This window comes from Streptomyces sp. WAC03905, from assembly GCF_057371075.1.
Window position 1 is genome coordinate 4683961 of sequence record NZ_JBXYDZ010000003.1, and the last position, 23445, is coordinate 4707405.

The following is a 23445-nucleotide window of genomic DNA, read 5'->3' on the forward strand; positions in this document are numbered from 1 at the left end:
GTCCGCGTTTGTTGGACCGCACGTGGACATCCAGGGTGTGGTGGCGGAGGGCTTTGAGCCCGTCAGGGACGCGTTCGTACGCAACTTCGAGGTGCTCGGCGACCGCGGCGCGGCCGTGGCCGTCTACCGGGACGGCCGCAAGGTCGTCGACCTGTGGGGCGGCACCCGGGACGCCGACGGCACCGAGCCGTGGACCGAGGACACCGCGCAGATCGTCCGGTCCGCCACCAAGGGCGTGGCCGCCGCCGTGCCGCTGCTCCTGCACCAGCGCGGGCTGCTCGACCTGGACGCGCCGGTCGGCACGTACTGGCCGGAGTTCAAGGCGGGCGGCAAGGAGGGGATCCTCGTACGGGACCTCCTCGCGCACCGCGCGGGCATTCCGGCCCTGGACCGCGGACTGACCGCCGCCGAGGCCGCGGACGGGGTGTCCGGGCCGCGCGCCGTCGCCGCACAGCAGCCGTTCTGGGAGCCCGGCAGCGGGCACGGCTACCACGCGCAGACCTACAGCTGGCTGCTGTCCGAGCTGGTGCTCCGGGTGACCGGACGCACGCTGGGCTCCGTCCTGGCGGAGGACATCGCCGAGCCGCTCGGCGTGGACTTCTGGATCGGTCTGCCCGAGACCGAGACCGGCCGGGTGGGGCGGGTGGCCCCCGTCGAGCCGCCGGAGAGCGCCGGGATGCTGAGGACCCGCCCACGCAGGAACGTTTCCGAGGCGTACGCCGACCCCGCCTCCCTCACCCGTCGCGCCTTCGCCGCCATCGATCCGCTGCCCGACGAGAACGCCCCCGCCTACCGGGCGGCCGAACTCCCCGCCTCCAACGGCATCGGCACCGCCCGCGCCCTGGCCCGCTTCTACGGGGCCACCATCGGCGTGGTCGAGGACGGGGCGCGGATCTTCACCCCGGCCACCACGGAGCTGGCAGCCCGGGAGCACTCCGCGGGCCCGGACCGGGTCCTGGTCGTCAACACCCGTTTCGGCGCCGGCTACATGCTCCACGGCCCCGCCTCGCCGCTGCTCTCGCCCGCCTCCTTCGGCCACCCCGGCCGCGGCGGCTCCCTCGCCTTCGCCGACCCGGAGGCCGGCATCGGCTTCGGTTACGTCACCAACGCCCTGGCCAAGTCGGTCACCGCAGACCCCCGCGCCCAGGCGCTGGTCCGGGCCCTGCGGTCAGCCCTCTGACGGGCCGGAGCCCTCGTCGTCATGCGGGGGCGCCAGCGCGGTGCCGGTGCGCCGCGCGAGGCGATGGCGGCCGCCGGCCGCACGGCACGCCGTGTCGGGCGCCGCGCCGGCGTCGGGCCGCCGGGCGGCCGGGCGCAATCGCCCCGTCCCGGGTCAGCCCGCGTTCAGGACCGCCGCGACGATCGGGCCGGCCGCCTCGCCGCCGTGGCCGCCGCCCTCGACCATCGCGGCCGCCGCCACGTCGCCGCTGAAGCCGGTGAACCAGCTGTCCGGGCTGGCGTCGGCGCCGCCGACCTCCGCCGAGCCGGTCTTCGCGCCCTTGTCCGAGCCGCGGACCGCGGCCATGGCCTCGCGCGCGGTGCCGCTGGTCGCCGTCAGCTTCATCATGCCGACGAGCTGCTGCTGCACGGAGGACTTCATCCGGCGCTCCGCCGTGGCGATCGTCCGGCCGTCGAGCTCCGGCGAGACGAGCAGCGGCTGGCGGAACACCCCGGTGCGGGCGGTCGCGGTGATGGACGCGACGTTCAGCGGGTTCATGGTGATCTGGCCCTGTCCGATGTACGCGGCGGCCGCCGAGGCGCCCGTCGCCGGCGGGACCTTGCCGTCGGTGGACTTGATGCCGGTCTTCCAGTCCAGGCCGATGCCGAAGACCTCCGTCGCCTCCTTTGGCAGCGCCGCATCGTCGTCGACGGGCTTGATCTGCTTGATGAAGGCGGTGTTGCAGGACCGGGCGAACGAGGTCGCGAAACTGGTGCCCGGCGGCAGGTCGAAGTTCTTGAGGTTGTGGAACTCCCGGCCCCAGGTCACCGTCTTCGGACACTCCGCCGGCTTGTCCGCGGCGACCAGGCCCCGGTCCATCAGCATCGCGGCCGTCACGATCTTCATCGTGGACCCCGGGGCGCGGTTGCCCCTCATCGCCGCGTTGAAGCCGTCCTTGCGGTTGTTCGCGACGGCCAGGATGTGCCCGTTGCTCGGCTGCACGGCCACCACCGAGGCCTCGGGGAACTTCGCGACCGCCTGTTCCGCCGCCGCCTGCACCTTCGCGTCCAGGTACGTCCTGAGGGTGCTGGGCTCGCCCTCGACCAGCGTGAGCAGGGTCCGCTTGGGAGCGTCCTTCGCCGCGGGCTCGATCCACACCTCGGCCCCGGCCCTGCCGCCCGCCTTGCTGCCGTAGCTCTGGCGCAGCTCGTCCAGGACCTGGCGCAGCAGGGGGTACTTCTCCGCGGTCAGCTCCTCGCCGTTGCGGTCCACCGCCTTGACGGGCGGGCTCGCGGGAGCGCCGGCGCGCAGCTTCTCGTCCTTCTGCAGCTGCGGGTGGATCACCGAGGGCTGCCAGTCGACGAGGGGCTTGCCGCTGGTCAGGCCGCGCACCACCGTGAGCTGGGAGTCGTAGGCGAGGGGCTTGGTCGTGCCCTCGTAGGTGATCTCCGCCTCGACCTTGAAGGGCACGGTCGTGCCGTTCGCCCGGCCCGGGGTGATCACGGCCTTGGAGACGTACGCCTTCGTCCGGAACTCCCCGACCGCGGTCTGCGCGGCAGCGGCGTTGTTGGTCAGGTCCGCCGCCCCCCGCTCGTCCCCGGCCGCCCACGCGGCGAGGAAGGCCTTCGCGGCCGCGTCGGCCTCCTTCTCCTTGATCGGGCCGCTGCCCCCGGAGAGGGCGGTGACCTCGTCCCCGTCCCCGCCGCCGTCCCCGACCAGCGCGTACACCCCGTATCCGGCACCGCCGACCATCGCGAGGAACACCCCGCCGATGATGGCGCCTTTCGCCGCCCCGTTCACTTTCGTCCTCCCCCATGGTCACGGCTCCTGAACGCGTTCAAAGAGCCCTTGGCTGCGACCTTACTCTGCGGAGTCGCCCGGTGTGCGGTTGTTACCGGACCGGAACATGTGGAGGGCCGTCCGCCGCATCCCGTCCACCGGCTTGGGGCCGGGCGCCCTCCGACCCCTGGGCTGCGGCCGTGACCTGGCTGACGGCGTACCTGTTCGCCGAGTTCCCGCGGATCCTGCGGATCGAGGGCACCACCCGCCAGGACAACGCCGCGATGCGGCGCACCTTCCGCCGGTGCGGTTACGTCAAGGAGGCCCACTACCGGGACGGGTGGCCCGCCGCCGACGGCAGCGCGGTCCACGACGCCGTCGGCTACGCGTTCCTGCGGCGGGACTGGTCCACCGGTACGACCACGCCCGCCCGGTGGGACGACGAGCCGTCCTGAACCGGTCGACGTGCACGGGCCGGAGCGGTGTTCTAGCGTCGGAAGGGCGAGGGCGACCGATGCGCGAGCCGGTCGCCCGCCCCCGGAGTCCCCGCTCCGCGCCGCCGCCCCCGCCCGTGGTCCGGCGCACCCGCGGATCGCGCGACCGACCCGAGAGAGCAGGTGCGTCCGCATGCGTCCGTCGGCCCGTATCCCCAGCATCCTCGCCGCCCTGGCCCTCGCCGCCGGAGGCGCCGTGGTCACCGCCCCCTCCGCGCAGGCGGACGTGAAGGCCTGCGAGCAGTACGTCGCCCAGCATGCCCCGAAGGCCAAGGACGGCGCCGCGGAAGCCTGCTACGAGGGCCAGATCGGCAACCAGACCAGCTGCGTGTCCAGCCTCGTCGCGGTCGGCGCGAGCAAGGACGCGGCGAACTCCGCCTGCGAAGCCTCCCGCTGACCGGCGACCATCGGCAACAACCACGACGGGCCCGGCACCTTTCGGTGCCGGGCCCGTCGTTTCGCCTGCTAGACCCAGGTGTCCAGCCACATGCGGCCGCGCCAGGAGTCCATGGGCAAGGTCTGGCCCGTGTAGATCGGCCAGAAATAGATGAAGTTCTGCGCCCTCTGTGACGCGTGCCCCTGACCTGCACGCTTTCTCTTGAGTGGAGGCTGTTCGGCCCTACTGGGCCGCCTCGGGGCCGTGATCTTGAATGGCCGTCTCGGCTAGCGTGCGTCGAACGGCTGTGACGAAGGCGCGGGTCGCCTCTCTGTCCTCCGACCCAGTCATGCCGTTCACTGCCGCTCGCGCGGCCTCGGCGTTGCCGCTTGCGACCGCCATAGACCAGGCGACAGTTCTACCTACAGTTCGTCCCCTGGCGCTGATGAGATCTTGTGCCTTATCGATCGGGTCATCGGGCCCCCACAGGGTGGCCTTGGCCACAGCGGTGGCCAAGTTCCTCACATGGCGTCCCATGCTGCTCACGGCGTCCTCGGACAATGCCGTCCCTCGGAGTAGATCTGACGTGCAGCCGTCGATTGCCATGGTGAGCACCAGATCCGCCTCCATAACGGCGCTGTACGCTAGGCGCCGCTGCTCCCGAACCCAATGACGATGTTCGGCGGTTGCCTGCCGGTCCACCTGAGTCCGTGCCGCCTCGATGGTCTTTTGTGCACCGACTCGCGCTCCGTAAGCCGTGGCGAGGCCGCCGATCCCTGCGCCTACGAGCCCGACTATGCCGGCAGCGACTGCAGCCATCCCCTGGTCCATCGCATCATTCTGACGGCGAGGTCTCGCGTCGTCAGGCGAAATCGGCAGTCAGGGACGGTGCGCCGCTGCCGAAAAGCGGCTGCGCGATTACTGGGGGGCCTCGCGCGTCTGGTCGAGGACCGACTGCGCTGTGAAGAGCACATCGAGAGCCCTACGGGTGCGGCCCTCGCTGCTGGGCATCAGGTGTGTGTACGTCCTCAGCGTGAAGCCCGGATCGGCGTGGCCGAGGTATTGGCTGAGGGCCCGGATGTTCTCGCCGGCGTCCAGCAGGACGGAGGCGTAAAAGTGTCGCAGTGCGTGCATACCGTGCTGCGGGGCGGAGGCGTAGCGCTCGCCTCCCTCGGCCGGAGGGATGATGCCCGCGACCGCGAGGGCGGGCTTCCACATGTGATCGTTGAAGTGGCTCACCCGGATGAACGTGCCGCTCAGACTGGAGAAGACGAGCGACCGCGTCACGAAGGGCCCGTCCGGTGTCCGCCAGGGCAAGGTGACCGCCACCGGCGGGTAAAGCTCGGAGTGCGCGCGCAGTGCCGCCGCAACAGATCTGGGCAGTGGCACGGAGCGCGCCTTGGCGCCCTTCGGCGGAGCAAAGACGTACTTGCCCCGGATGCGCTTGAGCTGGTGCTCCACGTGGAGCCACGCGCCGTCGTAGTCGATCTCCTCCTCGGAGAGCCCGAACACCTCGCCCTGGCGAAGGCCGCATCCGCCGCCGGCGTCGACAGTGGTCCGCAGATGTTGGGGCAGAGCGGCGCGCACCTCCCACACCTGTGCCGGGGTCCACGGCGTGACGCGCGGCGGCGCGGGCTTGGGGACCTGCACCGACCGGGCCCGGCACGGGTTCTTGGGCAGGAGGCCGTCATCCACCGCTGCGGCGAATGCGGCATTGACCGTGCCAAAGATGATGCGGCGGTGCGAGGAGGCCGGGACGTTCTCCTCCAGCTCACCCAGCCAGGTCCGGATGTGGCCCGGCTGAAACGACGGCATGGGGCGGGTGCCGATGTACGGATAGGCGTGCAGCCTCAGCCGCCGCTCCGCCGCCTCGCGGCTGTTGATCTCCGTCGTGTGGGTCTTCACCCACTTCTCGGCGAACTGCCGGAAGGTGATGCGGCTCGCCCGCGGATCCACGTACTGCCCTCGGGACATGTCAGCCGCGGTCTCGTTCAGCCACAACTCGGCCAGACGCTTCTGCTTATCCGGGAACGACTTGCTCTTTTCGGTGCCGTCGGGGCCGATGTACCGGGCGCGATAGCGCGCGCCGGCGCCGTAACGGTCGGTCTTGACCCGTCGGGTTCTGCCGTCGGTCCCGGTCTCGGTCTTGTACCAGCGGTCTTGGACGTGGCCGGCCACGTTGTGCCCCTTCATGGAACGCGAGCGGGGGCGGCCTTTGTGGGCCGCCCCCGTGGTGGAGTGGGTGGTCTAGGCGGCGCGCTGGGCGTCCGCGTTCATCTGGTCGTTGATCCAGCCGCGTACGGCTGTGGGGTCGTAGCGCAGGTGCTTGCCGACGCGGAAGCCGGGCGGCCCTGTGCGCTTCTTGCGCCACTGGTAGACGGTCTCCAGCGGTACGGCGAGCAGTTCGGCGATGTCGTCGGGGGTCAGGTAGCGGTCGGGGAGTCCGCCGCGCAGCGTGGCGCGAGGGTTCGAGGGTGTGGGCATTCGCTCTCCGTCTGGCCTTCTGGGGGATCCGCAACAGCCGCCACGCCGCAACAGTGCTGGTCAGCGGCGTGAGTTTGTGGCGGATTCGGGTTTTGTTGCGGATCGGTGCCGCCACACGCGGGGTGTGGCGGCACCTGGTGCTCGCGGGGACTATCCGGCGACGGGGAAGAGCTGTGTGGCGGCTTCCGCGTGCGTGTGGCGGATGGATGTGGCGGCTTCCGCCACAGATTCACCCCCTCTGACCTGCGGTGTGGCGGCTGTGGCGGATGTTGCGGACTTCTGGGGGTGAGGGGGGCAGTAGCGGGCCCAGGCGTCTGCCAGGTCTTCGGCGTAGTAGCCCTTGGGGGTGGCGGAGCCGACTCGGATCCCGCGGGGCTTGATGGGCTTGTTGGCCGCCGTGACGTACTGGCCGAGCATCTGCGAGAGCATCCGGGAGGTGAGGGGCCTGCCGTCCATGTCGGCCCAGGGGGCGTCGTCCATGCGCAGGAGGCATTCGAGGATGGCCGCGGTCGGCATCCGCTCCTCACCCCGGAAGACCTGATCCCGCAGATCCGTCAGCAGCCGGATCCCGAGGGAGGAGGCGTCGTTCTCCTTCGCGGCGGCGACCAGCTCCAGGCAGGCGGCGCGGGCTCGCTCGGGCCAGTCGCCCCCGGCGGCTTCGGCGACGGAGAGGAGCGGTTCCCACACGTCCGCCGGCCGGTCGGTGATTCCGTCGGGCATGACGGGCCAGGACTCGGTGACCCGCTTGCGGACGGATTCGGCCCAGGCGGCGAGGCGGTCGCGGAGGGCGTTGCCCTGCTTCTTGTGGATGCGCTCCCGCCAGGGCTCGCAGGACTCGTTGGGGGCCTTCTTGCGCATGCGGATGATGACGGAGCGGGTGAAGACGGTGTCGGGCAGGGAGCCGAGCCCGGCGAGGGCCACGGCGCTGAAGGCGGGGAAGCCTTCCACGGTCTGGTTGGCGCCGTCTCCGACGCACCGGTACATCTTCCGGCCCCGGGTGTGGCCGGCGTTGAGGAACTTGCGGAGGTTCTCGTCTCCTGCGGCCTTGGGGCCGAAGATGGTGTCGATCTCGTCGAAGAGGATCGTGGGCCGCTGGCCTTCGATTCCGGCGACGGACCGGAACAGCGCGGACTGCGAGGCGTCCACCGCGGCCATGGAGTTGGGCACGAGGGTCTCGATCACGTCCAGGGCGCGGCTCTTGCCGGACCCGGGCTCCGGGGAGAGGAACGCGATTCGCGGGGTGGCGTCGAAGGCGTCGAGCAGGTGCGCGTGCGCGTCCCACAAGGTCACGGCCACGTAGGCGGCCTCGCGCGGGAAGATGTTGAACCGGCGGTGGAAGGCCTCCACCTCGTCAAGCAGTGTGGCGCCGTCGATGGGCTCGGGCATGGGGGCTTCCCTCCGGGCAGGAGCGGACGGGGTGCGGGACGGGTCAGCGGAGTGCGGGTCAGAGCCAGAAGGGACGCCTTCGGCGACGCCCTCCGAGGCGCCCGTCACCGGTTCGAGCTGCGGCTGTTCGGCGTCCTCGGCGGCATGGTGGTGGAGAGGGCTCTTAGAGGGAGCGGGGGGTGGGGTGGTCATGCCGCGCTCCGGCCGCCGGCGGGGTTGTTGGCAATCGACCAGTCCAGCCCGCGGGTGATGACGTCGTCGTAGTAGCGCTCCGACTCGGTGGCGTTCCCGGCCGCTGCGCTACTAAGAGCCTGCTCAACCTCCATCCGGGTCAGGTCGCCCGACGCGATGAACCGCCCCAGAGCCCTCGCGGCCCTGAGCAGCGTGTCGTTGCGGGTCCCGTCCCCGGCGTGGGCGACGTTGTGCGTCTCGCTGTCCAGGGCCGCCCTCGCGTACCGGGACCCCTTCGCCGTCATCGGCATCGGCACGTCGCGGACCCGCTTGGGACGGGCCGTGAGCGCTTCGGCGAGCCATCCGGGCAGCGGGATGGGGCTGATGCTGTCCATGACCGTGTAGGCGCCGTCGGGGGTGTGGCTGCCGGGGGCGACGACATAGCCGCCCCAGCCGCGGGTGTCGATGTGCTTCCCGAGACGTCCGGCTGTGTTGCCGAGCCGGGCGCCGTCGGGCTGGGTGAAGTACAGGTGCATGCCGCCGCGGGCGGTCCGGACCCGGTAGGTGGTGGGGACGGCCTGCCCGGCGCGCTCGCAGAGCGCCTCAAACGCCGTTACGCCGTCAGGCGTTCCCTCTTCGTCTGTCGGCTTGAGTATGTCGAGGTCCACGACGAGCAGTCCGGACGGGCCGGTCGCGATCCCGATGTTGTACGGGGCGTGGGTCCAGGCGGCGGCGAGCAGGTCCGGGTCGGTCGTCGCGCGCTGCTCGGGGGTGCGGTGCCCGTGCGCGCAGCGGCCGGTGCCGGGGCAGGACCGCTCGGCGTGTCCGGCGGGCCGCTTGTCTCGGGGACGCAGGGGGAAGACGTGCCAGCCGCGCTGGGCGGCGGCGATGGCGTGGGCGAGCAGGTCCAGGCCCGCCAGGTCGATGCCGGTCAGGTCGCTCATGCCGAAACCTCCAGCCGGGCACGGGTGAGGAAGGCACGGCCGAGCCACTCCGAGAAGGCCGGCGGGATGGCCTCGGTGAGTTCCTCGCGGACGTCGGTCCAGTCGATGCCCATCGCCTGCTGCATCTCCGGGACAGTCGCCTTGCCGCCCCCGTTGCCGTAGGCGGCGACGTACGGCCCGTCGCGGTACTCGCCGTGGCGCCACCCGCGTACGTAGCCGCGGTGCTTGAGGTGCTTGGGCTGGGTGGTGGTCCAGCCGCCGAGTTCGAAGTTGCGGTGGCGCAGCACGCCGAGGCTGAACATCTCTCCGCAGAGGGTGATGTCCTTGCGGACGTCGGCCTTGCCGTCGGGCTGCTCGATCACGAGCGGCAGGCCGGACGCGTCCAGCAGGTCGCGGGTGGGGGCGACGAGGTCGACGTGTTCGCCGCCCCAGCCGCGGGACTTGTTGGTGCCGACGGTGAGCGCGCATCGCTTCTGGCAGGGCGGGGAAGCGTGGATCACGGCGTAGCGGCGGATCTCACCGGAGGCGATCAGGTCGGTGAGGATGGTCAGGGCGTCGCCCTGTCGGAACGCGAACGGGTAGTGGTCGGACCTATCGATCTTGTCGATACCCACGACCGTGAATCCGGCGTGGTGGTATCCCATTGCTGCCCCGCCGGCGCAGCAGAACCGGTCAAGGAGTAACGGCCGGACGCCCGTGTGGTCTCGCCGGATGTGGGTGGGGTGGGTCATGCTGGATTCCTCCACAGGTCTTGGATGGGTTGTGGATGAGGGCGGCCCCGGTCATTGGCGTGAGTGGGGGCCGCCCTCGTTGTGTTCAGTGGCGGGTGTGGTCGGTGGCCAGGTCGGTCAGCCGCTTGGCCTCGTTGGGGGCGACGTGGCGGTAGCGGACCGAGACGCGGCAGCCGGGGTGCGGGCAGCGCACGGTGCGGGTGCCGGTGAGGAGCGCGAGCGCGTCACCCACGCGCTCGGCCAAGGGATCGGGCTGGTTCACGCGGTGGCCTTTCAGCGGTTGTTGAAGGCGCCGGAGGCGCGGCCGAACATCCCGGACGCGGTGATGTTCTGGGTGATGTGCTGCACCGGCCTCCCACCCCGGCCGCCGCTGCGGCGGCCGGTGCGGAGGAGGAGCGCGGCCAGCCCGCCGGCGGCGATGACGGCGACGGTGGCCCAGAGGGCTTCGGCCATGGCGAGGACTCCCGGGGCGGCGTAGGAGATCCCGACCCCGGCCGCGGCGATCCCGCCGCCCAGAGTCGGGGCGAGGAGCGCGGTCGTCCTGGCCCAGCGCGGAATCGACTCCCGGACCGGTTCCGGTTCGGGAGTCGGGGCGTAGTGCGGCTGGGTGTAGGCGAGGGTGCGGATCCCGTTGGGGAGGGTCACCCAGTCGACGCCGGGCGGGATCTCGGTCGGCAGCAGAACGGTGTGCGGCTCGATCGGGCGGGGGCGGTGGATGGGGTCGCCGTAGCGGGTGGCGGGGGTGGCGATCGTGCGGTTCGACTCATGCACGTCGGGGCTCCTTCAGGCGGGGGTGGATGGCCGTGTGGGGTGCCTGTCATCCGGCCTGTCACCTGTCTGTCACCTGTCACCTGTCTGTCACCTGTCATCCGCAGGTCACAGCAGGGGTGACAGGCTCCCGAGCCGTCCAGGAGGAGGTCCGGGGAGGGTGTGACAGGTGACAGACAGGCGGCCGGGTTCAGGCTTCGGGGAGGTGGCGGCGGTGGACGTAGCGGGCCTTGCTGCCCTCTCCGACGCGGGTGATCTCGCCGGTCTCGGCCCACTCCTTCAGCCACCGCTGAATGACCGGCCGCCGGGTCCCGTAGGAGTTCTTCAGGTCCCGTTCCATCGCGGATGCGCCGGTGCCGGTGGGCCCGGCGGCGATGATCAGGTCGAGTGCGGCCTGTCGTGCGTCGGGCTGTTCCGGTTCCGCTGCCGGGCGGTCGGCCGTCCACGAGGACGGGTCGGACCAGTCGGTGAGCCCGTCGCTCTCGGCCCAGGCCTCGGGGTCTGCGGACGGCATCCGGAACATGGCCTCCAGCTCATCCGCTCCCGGGGTGGCCACCGGCCGCGGCTGGTCCCAACCCGCGGTGGCCTTCCACTGCCCGCCGCCCGGGCGGCCCGGCAGCGTCTGCGTGCCGGGAGCAGCCGGGGCGCCGGTGGTGACCGGGGCTCCCCACAGGTGGCCGCAGCGTTCGGTGCTCCAGCGTTCGGTGTAGGCGGGGCCGGCGGCTTGGAGGGAGACGGTGTCGAGGGTGGGGCGGCGGTGTGCGGTGGCGCGGGTGACGGCGTCGACGCCGGAGGGGGTGATGCGCCACTGCTGGGCGGTCTTGGGCTGCTTGCCCTCCGTCCCCACCAGCATCGAGCCGGGGCCGGAGAAGCTGTTTTCGGCGGTGAGGGCGCGCCATCCGAAGAGGTGGCCGAGTTCGGAGTCCTCGTTGGCGCCGGTGCAGACGCGGTTGGAGGCCATCTTCCGCACCATCGGGTCCGGCAGGACGTCCTGCGTGACCCGCAGCGCGGAAATCACGGCTCGGATGGCCATGGCGCGGGCGACGCGGATGACCTTCACGACCCCCGCCATGACCTCCTTCGCGGCCTTGGTGGCGGAGACCTCGGCGCTCTCGTCCATGATGATCACGATCTCGGGGATCTGCGGGGAGACGGGCAGCTTGTCGTCGTCCTCGTCCCGCATGTGCTGTTGGTAGGCGATCTTGCGGGCACTGGCGATGGCGATGGCCGCGTCGAGCATGAGCTTGGCCTCGGCCGGGGTGGACGCGAGCCAGTCCACCCCCGGTGCCGGAACCTCGTCGCGCCGGGCGGGGTCGGTCTGGGCTTCGCGCCAGGCGTGCAGCCAGGGCAGGCCGAGGCTGCCGGCGTTGAGGTCGATGACCCAGACGAGGGTGTCGTTGGTCTGCAGCAGTCGGGCGATCAGGGTCTGGAGCCAGTTCGTTTTGCCGCTGCCGGTGCCGCCGGCGACGACGGTGGAGGCCTGCCGCATGTCCAGCTCCGCCCGCCCTCCGTCCGACAGCAGGGCGATGGGGGCGGGGTTGTTGATGGTGGTGGTCTCTTCCATCTCTTCCACCGGGAACGGGATCTCCTGCCCCTGGTAGGTCTTGGTCGCCACCTCGATCAGCAGCCGTCGCCGCGACACCCCGGGGAGGACCTGGAGGCCGCAGCCGTCGGGGAGGTCGAGGTCGGAGGCGAGCGCGTCGGTGCGGTCGGCGACGTGCTTGCGGGTGACGCCGCCCTCGGGCAGTTCGATCTCGATGGTGTAGCCCATGCCGGAAGGCCAGTGCTCGATCCCCAGCACGCTCACGTTCTCCACCCGGCACACCCGGGCGATCCGCTCGACCCACTCCGCGGCGAGCGCACGGCGGGTGCCGATGGACAGGAGCAGCCGGCGGCGGGCCTGTTCGGTCTCCTCGTGCGCCGCGAACCCCGCCGCCAGCGTGCCCGTGGCGATCCCACCGACGAGGAGCGAGCCGAGACCGGTCAGCGTCACCGGACCACCCGCGGTGAGAGCCCAGCAGGACCAGGTGCCGGCCGCAGTCCAGCACGCGGAGCGGAACGCGACGGTGGCGCCGGTCAGCCGGTTCCGCCAGCCCGAGATCGACGAGCCGACCGCCCCGGCCGCGCCCGCGGCGAGCGCGTACCCGGACGGCATACCCGCGGAGTGGGCGAGGGCGGTGGTGACGAGGGTTCCGGCGGTGGCGTTAAGGGTGCCGGTCAGGATGCCGTGCGGGGCCTTCCAATCGACCCGCACGGTGTTCTTTTTGCTGCTCACAGGTGTTCTCTCCTTGCGATGACAGCGGCCTGCCCCCAGACGTGAGGGGCGGGCCGAACGGTGGTGCAGGGGGTTGGGGTTAGACGTTCCAGCGGCGTTCGCCGTCGATGCCGTTGCGGGGGTTCTCGATCCGCTCGATGTCGTCGGCGTGGACGCGCCGGTAGACGGTGCCGACCTCGTCCAGGGCACTGACCACGCGGCTCATGGCGCGGTAGCCCTCGCCGATCTCCTCCACCACCAGCGGGTCGACGGGGAGCTTCTCCTGCGACAGCTCCGCCAGAACCCGCAGGGTCTCCTGCACCGTGGACATGGCCTCGGGCAGGTCGTCGATCAGGGCCTGGAACTCGGCCATGTATTCGGGGTCGAACGTCGACGCGGCCTGGAGCATGACCTCGGCGGCGTCGGACAGGCGGGTGAACGCGGTACCGGACTCGGACACGATGCCTCCACTACGGTCGGCCCCCGCCAGAACGACGGGCCGGGACTTCACGGACTGCAGAACCGGCGCGAGCAGCCGGTCCTTGGGGCGGTTGGGGTTGTTCACCTGCGTCGCCGGAACCGGCACCTCGGGCTCAGTGCCGTCGGTGGCCGTGCCGTTGATCGCGGCATCGCGTGCGGCCTTCACCTGCCGGGCACGATCGGCCAGCCGCCGCCACACGGCCCGCACGTGCCGGGTGGTGACGCCGGGCTTCTTCCAGTTCCACACCCCCGACACCAGCCCGGCGCCCGCGGCCAGCAGCGCGCTGCCGGTCATCCGGGCGGCGTGCCGCAGGGCCGAGCGGCGCAGGGCCTTCTGCCGTATCGCCGCAGGCGTGGCCGTGGGCTTGGGGGTGCGGTTGCCGGCCGCGTCGAGGCCGGAGTGGCGGCGGGCCTTCGCCTCACCCCTCGCCACACGCCGTGCGGACCGCTCGGCGGCCTTCGCCGTCCGGGTCGGGGCGCCGGCGGTGTAGCGGGCGTGCCCGGCCCGGACCGCACCCGCTGCCGCGCGGACCGCGGCCCGCCGGGCCGCTTTGACCAGCCCGCCACCGGAACGGCGCTGCGGCCTGTCGGTACCGCCGGACGAGACCGGGCGGGACGTGGGGGTGCTGCGCTTGCTGCTGTGGCTGTTGGGCGCCCCGCCCGCGGGCGGGGCGGTCCGTCCCGTGCCCGGGTTCTGAGGTTCTCCGATCCGTCCGTCGGCGCGGCGGCGGCGGCCTAGGTTGCGGACCGCCGCCCGCATACCAGCGGCGGAAGATCCCGGGCCCTTGCCGAGCAGCCCGCCGGAACGCGGTCCGGTCGTGCGGTGGTGGCCGCCGCCCGACTCGCTCGGCGAGGACGGGGAACGGTCTCGGCCCCCGGCCGGGGTGCGCTGCTGGGGAAGGGGTTTGGGCTTGCTGGCCGCCCGGCGGGCGGCGATGCGGCGGACGAGGCCGGTGGCCGCGGCGGCGCTCACAACGACACCGGTCACGGCCAACCCGGCCGGACCGCCCACGGCCACCGCGCCGGCCGCCACCGCACCCAGGGCATTCGCCCCGGCCACAGCCAGCGGAACACCCGGCAACGGCGCCAGAACCTCAGAACCCTTGGGTTCGAGCGGAGTTGGAGCAGATGGTGCTTGCGGCACCACTTCGACGACTGTCTCGGTCATGCTGAACGTGCTCCTTCACGGGAGAGAGAGCCCGGCCGAAACTGTGGAAGGTGGACGGCCGGGCTCTCGTGCTGATCAGGCGACGCGCTGTTCGGGGTAGGCGCACGGGGTGCACATGCCGAGCGAGGCCGGGATCACGTATCCGGCATCGCGTTGGCAGGTCGGGCACCGGCGGCGGGCCGCATTGGCCTTCGCCAGGGCCGCGGCCCGCCGTTCGGTCATCGGGCGGACGGGTCGTGCCCGGTCGATCCGGTAGAGGTAGGCCACCAGCGGCCCGCGCCTGCGGCGGGGCCGCTCCAGCTGGGCGACGACATCCTGGCCTCCGGGGCGGAGGCCGAGGGCGCGGAGCTGTCGGCGGGTGGCGAGCCCGTCGGGGGCAAGGCGCCAGGGGTAGGCCGGCAGGGTGGCCATTAGCGGACGCGGTGGTAGGCGGCCCAGCAGGCCGCGGCATGTCCGTTGGCGTCGTCACGGGTGATGCTCAGGTGGTAGTCGACGTGGGCCTCGCCGCATCCGTGGCAGGACCAGCGGGCCCGGTTGACGGAGCCCGTGACGTCGACGGCGGCGCCGATCTGGTTGTGGAAGCGGATGAGCAGGTTGTCCGGCTCTACGGGTGCGGTGTTCGGGGAGAGCTTCACGGGGTGGCTCCTTCGAGGGCCGGGCGCGGGGTGGGGGAGGTGAGTTCGCGCTGTTCCTGGTAGCGGGCGGCGATCCACCCGGCGGACCAGCCGGTGAGTTCGACGGCCAGCCGCTGCGTCAGCCCCGCCGCGTACGCGGCCTGCACGACCTGCCGCGCCCGCGCCTCTTCGAGCCGACCGTTGGCGGGGCCGGCGGCGAGCAGTTCGACGCGCTCACGCTCCGCCCGCTCGGCCGCCTCCTGGCGTTCCTGTTCGGCGCGGCGACGGTCCTCGGCCGCGCGCTGGGCGGCGGCTTGCCGGGCAGCTTGCTCACGGGCCTTCTCGGCTTGCTCACGCTCGTGCTCACGGCGCTCACGCGCGTCCCGTGCCTCCTGCTCGGCCCGCCGCGCAGCCTCCGCACGGTCGGCCTCCTCACGAAGGATCCGGGCCCGCCGCTCGTCCGCTTCCCGGGCGAGCTTCGCCTCATGCTCACGCAGCTCACGCGCCTGCGCGGCCTCGTACTCGCGGCGTTCACGCTCCGCCCGCAGCCGATCCTGCTCGCGCTCCGCGGCCGCCCGTACGGCCGCGTCCCGCTGGGCCTGCGTGCGTTCCTCGGCGGCTAGAACGGCGGCGGTCAGGGCACGGCGGTAGGCCAGGCCGGCCTCGGCGGTGACGATCAGCAGCAGGGGTGCGACCGCGTGGACCGCAACCCCCACCATGTCCCCGACCAGGGCGGATGCCCCGATGTTCAGCAGGAGCGTCATGGCGCCGGTCATCCAGCGCAGTGCCACCGGCCACGGCCCGCCGTGCCCGCCCATCCGGGCCAGGACCGAGTCGAGACGGACCACGATGAGCACCGCCGCGTCCACGACGAGCGGCAGGATCGGTGCCGTCCAGTCCCACGCGTCCGGGGTGTGGGCGGCCATCAGCGGCGTGACCGTGAGGATCGAGTAGAGCATCGCCCCGCTCACGATCAGCCACGTCCCGAACGCCAACGCGCGTTCCGATGAGCGCAGATGAACATCGCTCACGACACACCCCCAACCACCGGTTCAACGGGCGCGAGGGCGATCAGGATGACCGGCGAGGACGGGTCGTCCACCCGCTCCCTGTCCTCGGTCCAGGACCACTCCGCACCATCCGTGAGCGCGAAGCCGAGCGCCGTGAGCGCCCGTGAGCGCTCCTGAACACTCGGCACGGACCGCCCCGCGAAGTAGTGCGTCGGCCAGTGCGCCACGCTGCCAGGCAGCGCTACGAACAGTCGCCACCGGCCGTCCCGGTGGACCAGGTGCGCGCCGCGCATCACGCCACCGCCGGCGGAACCGGGCAGCTCTTGTTCGCCGCGTCCCGGCGGGCCGCCAGCACCCTCCGGTGCGCCCGCCGGATCCGGCGGCCGTCGAACTCCGACGCCGGCCGGTCCAGCAGAACGATCAGCGCGTCCAGCAACTCGACCTCGGCCAGGACGACATCCATCTCGGCCTCGATCTCGTTCAGCTCCGCGTCCGACGGCTCCAGGTCGGCGGGAAGCGGGGTAACACCCGTGTGACGTGCAACGATGGACTTCATTGGGTCTTGCTCCTCTCAGACAGGAACGGGCCCGAACAGCAGCCCCGGTGTTCGCGCACCGGGGCTGCACGCCGTTGTGGAACAGGAAGAACTCCAGCTCCCCTCAACCTCGCCCGTTCACCGCGTGAAGGCGGTGGACGGGCGGAGGAGGCAGCCGGCGCGGCTAGTGCCGCGCGGGTGTCCCGATTCCGCGGATCACCGGCTTTCCAGGTGCGCTCGCGCGGCGGATCGGGGAGACGCGAAGGGCAACGTCGCCCTGCCGGTCCAGCAGGGCGACGGCCAAGGGTCTTAACCGGATCGCGAAGCCTCCTCAACGGCCGGTCAGATTGGGTGTGGTGGGCGTCATCGGCGGCCGTTGTCACGGCCGTCCGGTCCCGAGCCCACGGATCGGGTGCGTCATCATCACTGCTCTGACGCCAGCAGGCGGCCTGCACGAGTCGGTGCAGGATGGCGTGCCGCCGACGACATCACCCGGTCGTCTCGGGGGCGGTCTCACTCTTGCCGCCACGTGCGTTGGGGCCCCGCTGTACATCCCCACACCCGAGACCGGGTGGCGCCTGCCAAGCGCATAGGGGGAGCTGGCGTCCACCACGGCGGTTTGCCCCCGGGCCCTCGCCCTAGGCACCTACCGTGACCGCCGACTCGCGTCAGCCCCGCACGATCACTGTTCAGTTCTCAAAGACCTGCGACTCACGGCGGGACGTGGAAGGCCTGGGAAGGTCTCCCGTGCCTTGCGACACGGGGCCACGCCGGAGCACGTGAGATGCCACGCACACCGCCGAAGCGAGGCATGTACTACATGTCTCTCAAGGTGGCAGATCGAATCCGTGCCGTCAAGCGGCTCGCTGTTGGATGTCGGGTCCGCCGCCTTTCGCAGCGACGTGACCAGCATGGCTGGGATGTGCTGGACGTTGGACTCCGCGCATGTACGACTTGCGCCCTACTCGCTACAGTCCAACTCGTCCCAGGGCGTCCTAGGCGGGGGAGGTCGTATGGCCAACGAGAGGCTCCGCGGAGCCATCGTCGAGAGCAACCTCAAGCTGGAGCAGGTGGCGGAGCGTCTCGGGGTGTCACCGAAGACGGTGGAGCGCTGGATCAGCGACCCAAAGCGCAAGCCGTACAGGCGGTTCCAGTACGCGTTGGCGTCGATGCTGCGGCGAGAGGTCTCGTACCTCTGGCCGGACGAGCGGACTTCGGACGAGGTGACAGAGTCCAGCGGAGCCGAATTGGTCACCCTCTACCCGCATCGGTCGGTCGTCCCCGCCGCGGCTTGGACGAAGCTGTTTGCCGACGTGGTCTCTCACTTTGACGTGCTGGTGTACTCAGGATTCTGGCTCACCGAGGACGCGCAATTCCATCGGCTGGTCCGAGAGAAGTCGGCCGCCGGCGTGCCTGTCCGGTTCATGCTTGGAGATCCTTCGAGTCCTGCCGTCGCCATCCGGGGTGAGGACGAGGGAATCGGCGGGGCGATGGCCTCCAAGATTCGGAATGCTTTGGTGAACTATGCGCCCCTGTTCCGGCTTCCCGGAGTGGAGTTCAGGCTCCACGCGACGACGCTCTACAACTCGATCTATAGGGGCGATGACGAGTTGCTGGCCAACGGACACGTCTTCGGTGTCGGCGCCTACATGGCTCCGGTTCTTCACCTCCAGCGAGTTCCCGGGGGTGAACTCTTTGACACCTACGCGGAGAGCGTCGAGCGGGTCTGGGAGTCCGCTCGGCGGATCACGTCACCTACGGATTGAGGAGGCGCCAACATATGAGCCGAATTGATTACTTCCGTGACCCGAACGCCCCTGTGGCTAATTCGGTCGTGCCCTCGGTGACGGCCGTTGTGCGTGATGAGAAGGGTCGCCTATTGCTCATCCACAAGACCGACAACGACCTTTGGGCACTGCCTGGCGGTGGTCACGATGCTGGGGAGGAGATCGCACATACGGTCGTGCGAGAGGTCGATGAAGAGACCGGAATCCAGGTCGTCGTAGAAGACATCGTCGGCGTCTACACCGACCCCCAGCATGTCATGGCGTACGACGACGGAGAGGTGCGACAGCAGTTCAGTATCTGTTTCCGTGCGCGTCCCGTAGGCGGTTCTCTTCGCATAAGTTCGGAATCCAAGGAGGTCCGGTGGGTGGACCTGGCAGACATTGACACTCTCGATATTCACCCGTCAATGCGGCTCAGGATCGCCCACGGACTTGATGCTTCTCGGTCGGCCCCCTACATCGGGTGAGTAGAACTCCTTGCGGCCCCAAGAGGCTTTCCCGTATAGGGTGTGGGTCCCTCAAAGTGCGATGGTGCGGATAGCTTGGCGGCCGCTGCGGCAGGCTACATGAAAGGCTATTTAGTGAAAATATTTATGGATGAGTCGGGAAACGGAAATGCCTCCCAGCCGTTGATCGTCGGCGCGGTCGAACTGGGTGAGGATGCGGAAGATGTTGAGGCGAGAATTCGCGATTTGTACAAACGCCTAGAAGCGAGGAGTAGCCTGACCGGATTTGGCAGCTTCGAAGAATTCCGCAAGTACGGCTTTCACAGAGCGAACGATCCGGTGGAGATTTCTGTTCCATTTCTAGAACTGATGCGGGCCACCTTCTTTAAGACGTATATGGTCGTCACTAATCGAATGGGCGTCGCCGGTGGTACAGAATCCGAGCGAATCGAGTTTATGTATGTAAAGTTGTTGAGTGATGTATTGATCCGGCATCGCAATCGATCCGAGCTGTTTTGCTATATAGAGCAGAGCGAAGAGATGGCATCTATCATCGGCCGACTGTCGAATGCCGTCACCAAGCAGGCCCACAAAACAATCGGCCAAACGGCACCGCTGCCGAAATTGAATCTCGAAATGGTCGCCAAGCGCGATTACATGTCTACCGCAATTATCGACTATGTCATGGCAGCCGTAGCTAGGTGGCTTCAACACGGACGCACCTTGGACCCTACGGAGTGGGCTTACAGAGGATTCCGCGAGATTGAGCCGTCTATTTCTATGCTCTATTCGTTCGAGCATGGCCGCATTTCCAGTCGAAAGGACCCACTTCATTGACGTGTGGTATAGTCGCGCCCGAGGTAGGGTCGCGGTCAACGTTGTGCGCGAGTTCGCGTGCGTTGCATGATAGTCCTTGCACGGGAGTGTGGCCCTACCTCCTTACGTGCTACCGCAGGGGGGTCAGTGGATTTTTCGGTTGATCACCTGGCGGAGCAAGCCTTTTTGTCGGTCAAGGATCTGGAATGGCTATCCGCAAATCTTCCTGCGGGTGAAGGGATCTTCTACGTCCGGCGGGCGCATCGCAAGAAGCATGGCGGGATACGAGAAGTATTCGAGCTGAAGTCGCCATTCGATACGATTAGCAAGAATCTGCATCGAAGCTTTACGAGTCTGTTCTCGTATGAAGCTCCCGACCACGTTCACGGGTTCGTTCGCGGACGTTCCACGATCAGCAATGCCAGTCGGCACCTTGCAAAGAAGTGCGTCTTGCGCATGGATCTTGAGGACTTCTTTCCGTCTATTGGGGCCGCAACGATACGGGATTTGTTGCGAGAGCAAGGGTATGAGGAGAAGGCTGCGGAACTTGCCGTCAACCTCGTTACTATCGGCGGCAAGCTGCCGATCGGGCTGAGTACATCGCCCCTCCTGTCTAATCTGGCTTTCCTGAGCACGGACCGCTCCCTCGCTGAGTATGCGCGGTCGGAGGGTCTTTCTTTTACGCGATACGTGGACGATCTGACATTCTCTGGAGATGTCACTGACCGCCACTCGGCGGACATCGCGCGTATTCTCGACGACGCTGGCTGGTCGGTAAACACGCGCAAGACCGTCTTCATGCGCCGCGGCGGTCCGCAATACGTTACCGGTTTGTATGTCGGTGAATCGGACGGGCCGCGTATTCCGCGCAGGGTAAAGCGTAAGATGCGATGGATCTTGCACGTGATATCGAAATTCGGTTACGCCGCCTATATGACAGAGTTTGGCGGTAAGGACGATGGGATGTTTCGACGTCGCCTAATGGGCTGGGCGTGCTATATCGCTGCGGTCGAGCCAGATGTCGGCTACCCACTGCTGCGAGCTTTCGAGGTACTTGCTGATGAAGAGGAACTTGAAGGGGATGAAGAGGGTCTATGTGACCTGTCCTAGGCGTTCTTCGACACGATGCACGGCGGCGTGAATCTCTGGAGCAGCCCTCTGGATGAATCGGCCGACGATGGTATCCGGTCCATAGCGCCCGACGATTTCCGATACTCGGGCCTCTGAGGTGGTGTGTGCACCGTCGGGAGTCGTCGTCATGTCGCAGAACACGAGGGCGTCGACGAGGGACGGCTCCTCAAGCGCGAACTCCGATTCCAGCTCATGCCGGAGCCCGCGCTCCTCGGCTTCCAGAAGCGCGCATGAGTGGTGAGCGACCAGCCGGACGACTCGCTCGTCCACACCTTCCTGATCGCGGAGGAAGCGGGCGCCATCAAGGGGGTGGAACCCGGTTGCCGCGATACGAGGCGAGTAGCCCACATCGTGCAGCACTGCGGCCGCCTCCATGAGGGCAGCGTCGTCACCGAGGATCGGCGCCAGAGACCGGGCCCGCCCGGCAACCCCCAATGAGTGCGACCACCTGCGGGGGAGGGGCTCGGCGAGCAGGGCCTCAGCAAGGCCGTAAGCGTGGCGAGTCAGGTCGGTCGTTGTCACGGCTGAGAAACCCCCTTGTCGTCCGGTAGCGACCGGACGTGACGTCGGCGGGCGGGGCCCATGACGATGAGGCCTCGCCCTTCCATCTGCGCAATCGCGCTTCGTACGGCCGTCCTGGAGACTCCGAAGGCATCGCAGAGTTCCTTCTCGGAGGGGAAGATGTCACCCACCGTCAGGGCGTCGGCACGGAGTAGATCCGTCACGCGGTCGACCAACGGCCGTCGATCACCCGTACCGGTCACGTACCAGCCGGCGCCCTGGACGGATTCGATCAGGCCGTCATTCTTCAACGTCTTCAAGGCCCGTCCGATGGTGGATCTCCCGACGCCGTACGTGTGCATCAGCTCAGCCTCGGACGGAAGGGCTTCTGTGATCTTGCCCTTCTCGATCTTCTCGCGCAGAGCCTCGGCAATCGTCAGGTACGTCCCGCGCGGGCTCGGGTTCGGCACGCATCCTCCTTGATCCGATTCGCGCGGACGTCTGCACGACTCCCGCGCGGACCACTTTGACATGTCCTGGCGGCAGTGGAAGGGGGCCAAGGGCTGGGCCGTCTGTGGGCCGTCCCGGGGTGGCCGTTGGTGACCAGAGAGGGCCAGCAACGACCACCTCGGGCTACTCGGGTCCCGCCGCAGATTCCCCCGATCGGCCTGCTCACACCCAGGTGTCCAGCCACATGCGGCCGCGCCAGGAGTCCATGGGCAGGGTCTGGCCCGTGTAGATCGGCCAGAAATAGATGAAGTTCCACACGATCAGCAGGACCAGGACGCCCGCGCCGATCGCGCCCAGGGCGCGGCGGCGTTCCGAGGAGCCCGCCGGGCCCAGCAGGGCTCCGATCATCATCGCCACCGCCAGGCACAGGTACGGGACGAAGACCACCGCGTAGAAGTAGAAGATCGTCCGCTCCTGGTAGTTGAACCAGGGCAGCAGACCCGCGCCCAGCGCGCACGCGATCGCGCCCGCCCGCCAGTCACGGCGGAAGAACCACCGCCACAGCACGTACAGCAGCGCGAAGCAGCCCGCCCACCACAGCAGCGGCGTGCCCAGCGCCAGGACCTCGCGGGCGCACTTGCCCGCCGCGGTCGCCGGGCAGCCGTCGGTGCCCGGTTCGGGGGACTCGTAGAAGTACGAGACGGGCCGGCCCAGCACCAGCCAGCTCCACGGGTTGGACTCGTAGGTGTGCCCCGAGGTCAGGCCGACGTGGAAGTTGTAGACCTCGGTCTCGTAGTGCCACAGGCTGCGCACCCATTCCGGCAGGAAGGACAGCGAGCTGTTCTGGTCGTGCTTGGCCGCCCAGTCGCGCAGGTAGCCGCCCTTGCCGTTGTCCGGGCTGAAGATCCAGCCCGACCACGACGCCACGTACGTCACGACCGCCACCGGCACCGTGGACACGAAGGCGGGCAGCGCGTCGCGGCGCAGCATCGCCGCGTACGGGGTGCCCGCGCCGGCGGTGCGGCGGGCCGCGGCGTCCCACAGCACGGTGAGGATGCCGAAGAAGGCCAGGACGACGAAGCCGTTCCACTTCGTGCCGGCGGCCAGCCCGAGGCAGACCCCGGCCAGGATCCGGTACGGGCGCAGGCCCAGCCGCAGCGTCTCGGCGATCTTCGCGTCGGGACGGGTCCGGCCCTCGTCGTCCACCGGGAGCGCGTCCGCGAGCCGGGCGCGCGCCCGGTCCCGGTCGATGAGCAGCGCCCCGAACGCGGCGAGCACGAAGAACATCAGCACCAGGTCCAGCAGCGCCGTACGGCTCATGACCAGGTGCAGGCCGTCCACCGCCAGCAGCGCGCCCGCCAGGCAGCCCAGGAACGTCGAGCGGAAGAGGCGGCGGCCGATCCGGCACAGCATCAGCACCGACAGGGTGCCGAGCACGGCGGTCATGAACCGCCAGCCGAAGGGGGTGAGACCGAACATCCACTCGCCGAGCCCGATCACCCACTTGCCGACGGGCGGGTGCACGACGTAACCCGGGTCGACCGGCAGGGCGACCCCGTCCGGGTTGGCGAGGATCGACTTGTCGATGTCCTTGGGCCAGTTCGCCTCGTAGCCCTGCTTGATCGTGGCCCAGGCGTCCTTGGCGTAGTACGTCTCGTCGAATATCACCGCCTTCGGACTGCCGAGGTGTACGAACCGCAGCACGCCGGCGACCAGCGCCACCAGCAACGGACCGGCCCACGCCACGATGCGCTCCCAGGTGCCCCACACCTGCGGCGGAAGCCCGAAGGTCAGCCACAGCTGCCGGGACGGCTTCGCGTACGGGGGCACCAGGCGGGTGCGGACGTCCGCGTGCGGCGACGCGCCGGAACGCGGCGCGTAGCCGAAGCGGCGCAGGTCGCGCAGCCAGGTGGACGGCTCTTCTGCGCCGCCGGCCGATGCGGAGGACATGGCCCCCGCGG

26 protein-coding genes are annotated in these 23445 nt (G+C 69.6%); 7 read left to right on the forward strand and 19 right to left on the reverse strand.

Features of this window, described 5'->3' with window-relative positions:
- Nucleotides 1-22 precede the first annotated feature (22 nt).
- A complete protein-coding gene (locus tag AC2RP6_RS23690; protein ID WP_486448014.1) occupies nt 23-1180 on the forward strand; it encodes a serine hydrolase domain-containing protein in 1158 nt (385 codons plus the stop codon).
- Nucleotides 1181-1333: 153 nt separating this feature from the next.
- Here the strand turns inward: AC2RP6_RS23690 and AC2RP6_RS23695 are convergent, their stop codons facing one another.
- Entirely contained in the window at nt 1334-2959 is a 1626-nt protein-coding gene (locus AC2RP6_RS23695; protein ID WP_486448015.1) for a penicillin-binding transpeptidase domain-containing protein, read from the reverse strand.
- 179 nt (nt 2960-3138) lie between these two features.
- Between AC2RP6_RS23695 and AC2RP6_RS23700 the strand changes: the two genes are divergently transcribed.
- Nucleotides 3139-3393 carry a GNAT family N-acetyltransferase gene (locus AC2RP6_RS23700; protein WP_486448016.1) on the forward strand — a complete coding sequence of 85 codons (255 nt, stop codon included), beginning with the start codon at nt 3139-3141 and terminating at the stop codon, nt 3391-3393.
- Nucleotides 3394-3565: 172 nt separating this feature from the next.
- Nucleotides 3566-3829 (forward strand): hypothetical protein, encoded by a 264-nt coding sequence (locus AC2RP6_RS23705; protein WP_486448017.1) that lies wholly within the window; start codon nt 3566-3568, stop codon nt 3827-3829.
- Nucleotides 3830-4051: 222 nt separating this feature from the next.
- Here the strand turns inward: AC2RP6_RS23705 and AC2RP6_RS23710 are convergent, their stop codons facing one another.
- The 15 genes from AC2RP6_RS23710 to AC2RP6_RS23780 form a co-directional block, all read right to left on the reverse strand.
- A complete protein-coding gene (locus AC2RP6_RS23710; RefSeq protein WP_486448018.1) occupies nt 4052-4639 on the reverse strand; it encodes a hypothetical protein in 588 nt (195 codons plus the stop codon).
- Between the two features lie 87 nt (nt 4640-4726).
- A complete protein-coding gene (locus AC2RP6_RS23715) occupies nt 4727-5986 on the reverse strand; it encodes a tyrosine-type recombinase/integrase (RefSeq protein WP_486448019.1) in 1260 nt (419 codons plus the stop codon).
- A 69-nt stretch (nt 5987-6055) separates the two neighbouring features.
- Nucleotides 6056-6292 (reverse strand): helix-turn-helix domain-containing protein, encoded by a 237-nt coding sequence (locus AC2RP6_RS23720; protein ID WP_486448020.1) that lies wholly within the window; start codon nt 6290-6292, stop codon nt 6056-6058.
- A gap of 150 nt (nt 6293-6442) precedes the next feature.
- Entirely contained in the window at nt 6443-7678 is a 1236-nt protein-coding gene (locus tag AC2RP6_RS23725) for a DUF3631 domain-containing protein (protein WP_486448021.1), read from the reverse strand.
- A gap of 188 nt (nt 7679-7866) precedes the next feature.
- On the reverse strand, nt 7867-8793 hold the full coding sequence (locus AC2RP6_RS23730) for a bifunctional DNA primase/polymerase (protein WP_486448022.1): 927 nt from the start codon (nt 8791-8793) through the stop codon (nt 7867-7869).
- Nucleotides 8790-9524: a DNA methylase gene (locus tag AC2RP6_RS23735; protein ID WP_486448023.1), complete on the reverse strand. Its 735-nt coding sequence runs from the start codon at nt 9522-9524 to the stop codon at nt 8790-8792. The genes AC2RP6_RS23730 and AC2RP6_RS23735 overlap by 4 nt, the downstream gene beginning before the upstream one ends.
- 85 nt (nt 9525-9609) lie before the next feature.
- Nucleotides 9610-9786, reverse strand: coding sequence for a hypothetical protein (locus AC2RP6_RS23740; protein ID WP_486448024.1), 177 nt, complete (start codon nt 9784-9786; stop codon nt 9610-9612).
- A gap of 11 nt (nt 9787-9797) precedes the next feature.
- On the reverse strand, nt 9798-10295 hold the full coding sequence (locus tag AC2RP6_RS23745; protein ID WP_486448025.1) for a hypothetical protein: 498 nt from the start codon (nt 10293-10295) through the stop codon (nt 9798-9800).
- A 187-nt stretch (nt 10296-10482) separates the two neighbouring features.
- Nucleotides 10483-12567 carry a hypothetical protein gene (locus AC2RP6_RS23750; RefSeq protein ID WP_486448026.1) on the reverse strand — a complete coding sequence of 695 codons (2085 nt, stop codon included), beginning with the start codon at nt 12565-12567 and terminating at the stop codon, nt 10483-10485.
- Between the two features lie 79 nt (nt 12568-12646).
- Nucleotides 12647-14086, reverse strand: a complete 1440-nt coding sequence (locus AC2RP6_RS23755) for a hypothetical protein (RefSeq protein ID WP_486448027.1) — start codon at nt 14084-14086, stop codon at nt 12647-12649.
- A gap of 183 nt (nt 14087-14269) precedes the next feature.
- A complete protein-coding gene (locus AC2RP6_RS23760) occupies nt 14270-14605 on the reverse strand; it encodes an RRQRL motif-containing zinc-binding protein (RefSeq protein ID WP_486448028.1) in 336 nt (111 codons plus the stop codon).
- A complete protein-coding gene (locus tag AC2RP6_RS23765; protein WP_486448029.1) occupies nt 14605-14829 on the reverse strand; it encodes a hypothetical protein in 225 nt (74 codons plus the stop codon). The genes AC2RP6_RS23760 and AC2RP6_RS23765 overlap by 1 nt, the downstream gene beginning before the upstream one ends.
- Nucleotides 14826-15839 carry a DUF2637 domain-containing protein gene (locus AC2RP6_RS23770; RefSeq protein WP_486448030.1) on the reverse strand — a complete coding sequence of 338 codons (1014 nt, stop codon included), beginning with the start codon at nt 15837-15839 and terminating at the stop codon, nt 14826-14828. The genes AC2RP6_RS23765 and AC2RP6_RS23770 overlap by 4 nt, the downstream gene beginning before the upstream one ends.
- On the reverse strand, nt 15836-16111 hold the full coding sequence (locus AC2RP6_RS23775; RefSeq protein ID WP_486448031.1) for a DUF6303 family protein: 276 nt from the start codon (nt 16109-16111) through the stop codon (nt 15836-15838). The genes AC2RP6_RS23770 and AC2RP6_RS23775 overlap by 4 nt, the downstream gene beginning before the upstream one ends.
- A complete protein-coding gene (locus AC2RP6_RS23780; protein ID WP_486448032.1) occupies nt 16111-16374 on the reverse strand; it encodes a DUF6284 family protein in 264 nt (87 codons plus the stop codon). The genes AC2RP6_RS23775 and AC2RP6_RS23780 overlap by 1 nt, the downstream gene beginning before the upstream one ends.
- Nucleotides 16375-17366: 992 nt before the next feature.
- On the opposite strand from AC2RP6_RS23780, the gene AC2RP6_RS23785 reads away from it, so the two are divergent.
- The 4 genes from AC2RP6_RS23785 (at nt 17367) to AC2RP6_RS23800 (ending at nt 20512) form a co-directional block, all read left to right on the forward strand.
- A complete protein-coding gene (locus AC2RP6_RS23785) occupies nt 17367-18119 on the forward strand; it encodes a helix-turn-helix domain-containing protein (RefSeq protein WP_486448033.1) in 753 nt (250 codons plus the stop codon).
- A gap of 14 nt (nt 18120-18133) precedes the next feature.
- A complete protein-coding gene (locus tag AC2RP6_RS23790) occupies nt 18134-18607 on the forward strand; it encodes an NUDIX domain-containing protein (RefSeq protein WP_486448034.1) in 474 nt (157 codons plus the stop codon).
- A gap of 75 nt (nt 18608-18682) precedes the next feature.
- Nucleotides 18683-19423: a hypothetical protein gene (locus AC2RP6_RS23795; RefSeq protein WP_486448035.1), complete on the forward strand. Its 741-nt coding sequence runs from the start codon at nt 18683-18685 to the stop codon at nt 19421-19423.
- Nucleotides 19424-19549: 126 nt separating this feature from the next.
- The gene (locus tag AC2RP6_RS23800; protein ID WP_486448036.1) at nt 19550-20512 is read left to right on the forward strand and encodes a reverse transcriptase family protein; all 963 of its coding nucleotides are present in this window, start codon (nt 19550-19552) and stop codon (nt 20510-20512) included.
- Here the strand turns inward: AC2RP6_RS23800 and AC2RP6_RS23805 are convergent.
- The 3 genes from AC2RP6_RS23805 to AC2RP6_RS23815 all read right to left on the reverse strand — a co-directional run bounded on the left by AC2RP6_RS23805 (nt 20495) and on the right by AC2RP6_RS23815 (nt 23434).
- Nucleotides 20495-21055: an HD domain-containing protein gene (locus AC2RP6_RS23805; RefSeq protein ID WP_486448037.1), complete on the reverse strand. Its 561-nt coding sequence runs from the start codon at nt 21053-21055 to the stop codon at nt 20495-20497. The genes AC2RP6_RS23800 and AC2RP6_RS23805 overlap by 18 nt on opposite strands.
- On the reverse strand, nt 21052-21504 hold the full coding sequence (locus tag AC2RP6_RS23810; protein WP_486448038.1) for a GntR family transcriptional regulator: 453 nt from the start codon (nt 21502-21504) through the stop codon (nt 21052-21054). Before AC2RP6_RS23810 ends, AC2RP6_RS23805 begins: the two co-directional genes overlap by 4 nt.
- 202 nt (nt 21505-21706) lie before the next feature.
- Nucleotides 21707-23434: a dolichyl-phosphate-mannose--protein mannosyltransferase gene (locus AC2RP6_RS23815; RefSeq protein WP_486450422.1), complete on the reverse strand. Its 1728-nt coding sequence runs from the start codon at nt 23432-23434 to the stop codon at nt 21707-21709.
- Nucleotides 23435-23445: the final 11 nt, after the last annotated feature.